Here is a 5,871-nt window from a genome sequence, read left to right on the forward strand (position 1 = left end):
CCGAAAACCTAGATAGATTAAGAGTTTCCCGGTTAAAAAAGTGAATTAGGTGCAAGGAATAAGGATTGAAACCATTAAAAACCTATCACTTTCTGAAATTTGAGACTATTCTTCTCTCCTTCTAATTCTTCCTCCTGACTCGGTGACTCCTGACTCCTAGCCCTCACGAAAAGACTTTTTCAGCAAGCCCTACTTAAGCTAAATCCCTAAAGCTCTCCGAGTTTGATAACCAACAACACCATCTACACGCAGTCCGTTACGTCTTTGGAAGTGACGAACTGCATTAATGGTTCGTGAACCGTAAACGCCATCAACTCTAATCCCTAAAGCTCTTTGGATTTCTCTGACTCGTTCGCCTCTTGCGCCATATTCTACCGTTACCCTACCCCCAACACCGTAGCCAGAACGATATCTGCGGTGAGAACGTCCAGGAGTATTACCAATCCATCTTTCAGCAGCATAGTATCCTCGGTAACGTCCCGAAGAAATTCTCGCAAATCCATTTCTAACACTACCAGTTTCACCAACGTATGTACCATTGCGGACACAGGCTACAGATGAATTTGCAGTGCTAGGTCCGGTGCGAATATAAAGACAACTTCCATTCGTGCTGGCATATTCAGCCGAAGCAAACTGCATTTGAGTCACTGTAGCTAGTAATATAGTTACACCGGCCAAAGTTAACCATGCAGAAGATTTAAAAATTTTCCGCCAATTAAATGACGATTTCGGAAGACTTAATGCAAAATTTTCATTTGTCCTTTCATCCTCTATATACATATAGGAATAAGCCAAATATTCCATAATCATCTGCTCCTTTATGTGAAATTTTGTGATACTTTTGTCTAGTTTTAATCTTCATTGATTTTATACTTCTTTATGACAATATGTTGGCTAATATATTCCGCCATTTGAACTGTCACATCAGGTATTTGTAATGAAATCATCAATTACATAAAGAGGTTAGTATTTTTATTTCCCTAAACCATGAGAAGTGAGAAAACTATCCGCACGAATTGGACTCCCATTGCGCCAAATTTCTATTTTTTCTGGACTAATTAAGTAGGAAAAAGTCCCATTATCTGCCTGATATTTGTGATTGTCAAGCTTCCAAGCCCGAATTCTTAAAACTTGACTTGGTTCTTGTTTCAATTTCCCCACATAAAATAACTGACCATTTTCTTCGCAAACTTTTATACTGACAGTTGTGGTCTCCCCTGTCATAACTGTAGTTCCATCACAATCAGTATTATTACTTACAGATAAAACTGGTTGTAGAATTGGGGTAATTGGTTTATTTACTGGTGTTTTTGCGATGGTGGCAGACGGTAATAAACTGAGAGGATTACTAGCTAAACGACCATCTACATAAAATTCAAAATGCAAATGAGGGGCGGTGCTATTGCCTGTTGAACCCATTTCGGCAATAATTTGACCTTGTTTGACCTGTTGACCTTTACTTACTAATAAACGGCTATTATGTCCGTAAACTGTTACATTGCCATTAAAATGTTTAATTTCGATAAAATTGCCTAATCCCCAATCATCCCAACCAGCTTTCACGACTGTACCAGCAGCAGCAGCTAAAATTGGAGTCCCTTTTGCACCCGCAATATCAATTCCCTCATGCTGATATTTACGGAAACCTTGGGAAAGAATCCCTTGGGTCGGCCAAATTAAGTTAGCAGTAGGTGCGGGTGTGGGGTTAATTAGAGAAACTGTCTGAGTCAAAGCTGGGGAAACTTTACTTACAGCCACGGTACAGGATATTAAAGCCATCAAAGCATAATCACAAAAGCGGTAGATATTAACTTTTTTCATCAGTTTCTAGCCTAATAATTGCTATAGCAGCGAAAAAGAAGTCAAAGCTGACTGCTGTAAATGGAAAAATGCTATAGTTATTTGCTATTTCAGTCTCAAATGTGTCACATCAGGACAATTTGCTAGTTAAATTTACGACTCGTGCAAACTTACTATTCCCAAGATACTTAGATTTTTTCGATTTATGGACATTACTAAAATTTGATTCTGTTAGGTTAAGACCACTAAAGTTGACAACCAGTTCTGCCTAGGTTGCGATTAATTCTGCTTCTAAAGTCATGAATCTACCCTGCTATTGCCAACTTTGAGAGTTGAAGTTGGTAAAGTATTGAGAGAATAAGTACAAATTAAATTTTCCAGATGACGATGAAAATTGGTATTTTAGGACTGGGACTTATAGGCGGTTGCTTAGGTTTCGATTTACGTTCGCAAGGACACCATGTTTTAGGTGTCAGTCGTCGTCAATCAACTTGTGAAAAGGCAATTAACCTTGGTAGCGTTGATCAAGCGTCGTTGGACTTGAGCTTGTTGGCATCAGCCGAAGTTGTATTTATTTGTACCCCTATAGGATTGATAGTCCCCCAAGTGAAAGAGTTGATCACTCATTTACCAAAGGCTACTATTATTACTGATGTTGGTTCAGTTAAAATGCCTATAGTTGAGGCAATTTCTCCTGTGTGGGAAAATTTTGTCGGTGGTCATCCGATGGCGGGAAAAACAGACGCGGGTATAGAAGCAGCACAGCGAAATTTATTTGTTAATCGGCCTTATGTATTAACGCCTGTGGCAACAACACCTAGTAATGCTGTGACAATTGTAGAGGAAATTGTGCGATCGCTCGGTTCTATTATCTACCATTGTCAACCAGAACAACATGACCGCGCTGTGAGTTGGATTTCTCATTTACCTGTAATGGTGAGTGCCTCCTTGATAGCAGCTTGTTTAAGTGAAACAGATCCAGAAATCGCGGCCTTAGCCCAGAATTTTGCTAGTTCAGGGTTTCGAGATACAAGTAGGGTTGGGGGTGGAAATCCCGAATTAGGGGTGATGATGGCGCAATATAATCGCCAAGCATTATTACATTCTCTTCATCAATACCGCGAAAATTTAGACGAATTTATTCATATAATTGAGCAGGAAAAGTGGGAATTATTAGCAGAAAAATTTAAATTCAATCAACAAGCGCGTCCTGATTTTGTGGAATAGATCACTGGTGCGTTATCAATAATGTAACGCACCTGATCATTTAGTTATCACCGAGTCAGAAAGAAGAAAGAAAGCAGAATATTTATCTTTTCTGTTCCCTGTTCCCTGTTAAAGATTATTTACACATTAAATCGGAATAATAGTACATCACCTTCTTGGACAATATACTCTTTTCCTTCACTTCTGACTAAGCCTTTTTCCTTGGCTGCACTCATTGAACCATGAGTTACTAAATCATGATAAGCCACAGTTTCTGCCCGAATAAATCCCCGTTCAAAATCAGAGTGAATAACTCCTGCGGCTTGAGGTGCAGACATTCCGGCATTAATTGTCCAAGCGCGGGTTTCTTTCGGTCCACAGGTGAAATAAGTCCGCAAACCTAATAGAGTGTAAGTTGCGCGAATTAAGGATTTTAAACCACCTTCTTTTACACCTAAAGATTCCAGAAAATCAGCTTTATCTGCTTCTGGTAATTCCACTAATTCCGCTTCTACTTGAGCAGAAACAATGACAACTTGGGCATTTTCGACCGCAGCAACTTCTCGAACGCTCTCAACAAAATCATTACCTGTGGCTAAATCTTCTTCAGAAACATTAGCAGCGTAAATAATTGGTTTATTGGTAAGTAGTCCTAAGCCTTTGATAATTTCCGATTCTTCGGCATTCAAACCAACTTGACGGACAGATTTACCTTCATTTAAAGCAGCGGCTAATTTTTCGAGAATTTCTACTTCAACCTGGGCATCTTTGCTAGTGCGTGCGAGTTTGCGACTTCTATCAATCCGTTTTTCAATTTGGAATAAGTCAGATAAACCAAGTTCTAAATTAATGATTTCAATATCTCGCGCTGGGTCAACAGAACCGGCTACGTGAATGATATCATCGTTTTCAAAACAACGGACAACATGAACTATGGCATCAACTTCCCGAATGTGGGATAAAAATTGATTACCCAGTCCTTCTCCTTGACTTGCACCTTTGACTAAACCGGCAATATCAACAAATTCAACACGGGCTGCTAGGATTTGTGCAGAACCAGCAATTTTTGCGAGAACGTCTAACCGGTCGTCTGGTACTGAAACCATGCCAACATTCGGTTCAATGGTGCAAAATGGGAAATTAGCCGCTTCAGCTTTAGCATTAGCAACTACAGCGTTAAATAGGGTTGATTTTCCGACGTTGGGAAGTCCGACAATTCCGGCTCTTAGCATTGTAAATTTTAGATTTTGGTTTCAAGTATAAGGATAGTTCAAACAGGTGGAGGATGGTTGGAGTCAGTGGTCTCAACTTAGGCTAAAAATGGCTTATCTGTTTGCTGACAAACCCGCCCAGAAATGAATTTCCGGTCTCAAAGCTAAGGTGCGTTAAAACGCACTCTGGTTAACTCAAAATCAAAAATTATCCTATTTATACCTAAGTAGTCGGTTTTAACTGACTTTAGCTTTTGGACAGAGAATTTATTCCCTGGCTGACTTTCATCCTTGACTGAAAAATCTGTTTATGTAATTACAAATGTAGTATAAAAAAAATCTAAAATCTAAAATGGTATGAACAAGTATCTAATTACAGCCATAGTTACAACTGTTTTATGGCATAGTTTATTATCCAAGGCTTGGGGGCAAGCACCCAATTGTATTCCCCGAAGTTTGCCTCAAGTTAGCAAATCGGTGAATACTGTCCAGCAGAATAATGTGATCGTCATTGGTAAAGTGCCAAACCGCCCTTATGTGGTTGTTATTCCTGGTAATTCAGATCAATTATTAAATGTTGTCAGAAGCTATGTTTCTGACGCATTTTTAGCCAAGCATCGGCTTGGGACTTATATATACGCTGGGAGTTCTAGTAAAAGAGAAGAAGCCGAGTGTTTATCTAGCGTGTTGAAATACCATAGGATAGATGCGCGAGTTATCTATTTCCACTAAGGAGGCTGTAGGATTGACACTCTCAGGGAGCCAAGCCACTGAGATTCTACTGACAGAATGAGATTAAGAGGTATCCCAATCTAATCTCGCTGCGACCTCACAAAGACAATTATATCAACTTGCAGTTCCTTAATTTAGGTTTGAGATTATTCTTCTTTCTGACTGCTAACTGCTGCTATATCCTGATTTTCCCACAATTCTAATAAACCAACTGTACCGACAAAAAATGTATAAGTTGCATATTTGATTGCTGTCTGATTGCGTGTTGGGGCATAATAAGCGGCAATTAATGCTTCAATAAAATGAGCGGATAGGGCAATATGGGCAATGATTAAAGCTGGGGTTAAAATACTCGGTAGTTGGTTATTGGTTATTGATGTTTGCATATTCCATAATTCTAAGCCTATGGCGCTGGTGATGAGTGCAGTGGAGATGATTTTGATGATGGGGAATAATTTTACTTTGAGATCTTTTAAGTTCATGTTGTTTAGAGAATGTGTTGTAAATGAACAATTTTACGACGTTTTTCTTGATCAGGAAAATGACAATGAACAGCGTCACGAATCATTACTCTTAGTGTTTCTATATCATCGCTTCACAGCTTCGGCATTTTGAATGGCTGCAAGATCGCCTTTAACTACGGCTTGGGCATTTTGAATGGCTACTAGTACCTCAGGGCGGAAGTCAAAAGTCAAAAGTCAAAACTAATATACAGTAGGCTGTTTGGCGATTGAATATGGTTGCTTTATTTACGCCGTGATGTACTAGTAGTCTGTCAAGATAAAAATGATGGACTGTAGTGTGAGCGTCTCGCTCACGCGGGCAAGACTTGTACTGAGCTTGTCGATAGCGCAGCGTGGCGTTAGCCATAGTATGCCCGCACTACCAAAAACCCGTCAAAATAAATTTGACAGACTACTAG

At 39.5% G+C, this 5,871-nt stretch carries 6 protein-coding genes; 2 read left to right on the top strand and 4 right to left on the bottom strand.

Annotated features, from left to right (window positions below):
- Positions 1 to 198 precede the first annotated feature (198 nt).
- Together PN450_RS16165 and PN450_RS16170 are read right to left on the bottom strand one after the other, a co-directional pair.
- Entirely contained in the window at positions 199 to 804 is a 606-nt protein-coding gene (locus tag PN450_RS16165; RefSeq protein WP_015083266.1) for a peptidoglycan-binding domain-containing protein, read from the bottom strand.
- A gap of 168 nt (positions 805 to 972) precedes the next feature.
- Positions 973 to 1,821 carry a M23 family metallopeptidase gene (locus PN450_RS16170; protein WP_271836925.1) on the bottom strand — a complete coding sequence of 283 codons (849 nt, stop codon included), beginning with the start codon at positions 1,819 to 1,821 and terminating at the stop codon, positions 973 to 975.
- Between the two features lie 366 nt (positions 1,822 to 2,187).
- Between PN450_RS16170 and PN450_RS16175 the strand changes: the two genes are divergently transcribed.
- Positions 2,188 to 3,027 carry a prephenate/arogenate dehydrogenase gene (locus tag PN450_RS16175; RefSeq protein ID WP_271836927.1) on the top strand — a complete coding sequence of 280 codons (840 nt, stop codon included), beginning with the start codon at positions 2,188 to 2,190 and terminating at the stop codon, positions 3,025 to 3,027.
- Positions 3,028 to 3,146: 119 nt separating this feature from the next.
- Here PN450_RS16175 and ychF read toward each other — a convergent pair whose 3' ends face one another.
- The gene (ychF, locus tag PN450_RS16180; protein ID WP_271836926.1) at positions 3,147 to 4,238 is read right to left on the bottom strand and encodes a redox-regulated ATPase YchF; all 1,092 of its coding nucleotides are present in this window, start codon (positions 4,236 to 4,238) and stop codon (positions 3,147 to 3,149) included.
- A 336-nt stretch (positions 4,239 to 4,574) separates the two neighbouring features.
- Between ychF and PN450_RS16185 the strand changes: the two genes are divergently transcribed.
- A complete protein-coding gene (locus tag PN450_RS16185; protein ID WP_168634402.1) occupies positions 4,575 to 4,949 on the top strand; it encodes a hypothetical protein in 375 nt (124 codons plus the stop codon).
- Positions 4,950 to 5,095: 146 nt separating this feature from the next.
- Here the strand turns inward: PN450_RS16185 and PN450_RS16190 are convergent, their stop codons facing one another.
- On the bottom strand, positions 5,096 to 5,431 hold the full coding sequence (locus tag PN450_RS16190; protein WP_148763707.1) for a hypothetical protein: 336 nt from the start codon (positions 5,429 to 5,431) through the stop codon (positions 5,096 to 5,098).
- Positions 5,432 to 5,871 lie beyond the last annotated feature (440 nt).

The sequence above is a fragment of the Dolichospermum lemmermannii CS-548 genome (assembly GCF_028330815.1).
GTDB lineage: Bacteria > Cyanobacteriota > Cyanobacteriia > Cyanobacteriales > Nostocaceae > Dolichospermum > Dolichospermum lemmermannii.

What these genes read in the sequence shown, in the direction of transcription:
- PN450_RS16165 (WP_015083266.1), bottom strand. Translation starts at nt 804, where the DNA reads ATGGAATATTTGGCTTATTCCTATATGTATATAGAGGATGAAAGGACA.
- PN450_RS16185 (WP_168634402.1), top strand. Translation starts at nt 4,575, where the DNA reads ATGAACAAGTATCTAATTACAGCCATAGTTACAACTGTTTTATGGCAT.
- PN450_RS16175 (WP_271836927.1), top strand. Translation starts at nt 2,188, where the DNA reads ATGAAAATTGGTATTTTAGGACTGGGACTTATAGGCGGTTGCTTAGGT.
- PN450_RS16170 (WP_271836925.1), bottom strand. Translation starts at nt 1,821, where the DNA reads ATGAAAAAAGTTAATATCTACCGCTTTTGTGATTATGCTTTGATGGCT.
- PN450_RS16190 (WP_148763707.1), bottom strand. Translation starts at nt 5,431, where the DNA reads ATGAACTTAAAAGATCTCAAAGTAAAATTATTCCCCATCATCAAAATC.
- ychF (WP_271836926.1), bottom strand. Translation starts at nt 4,238, where the DNA reads ATGCTAAGAGCCGGAATTGTCGGACTTCCCAACGTCGGAAAATCAACC.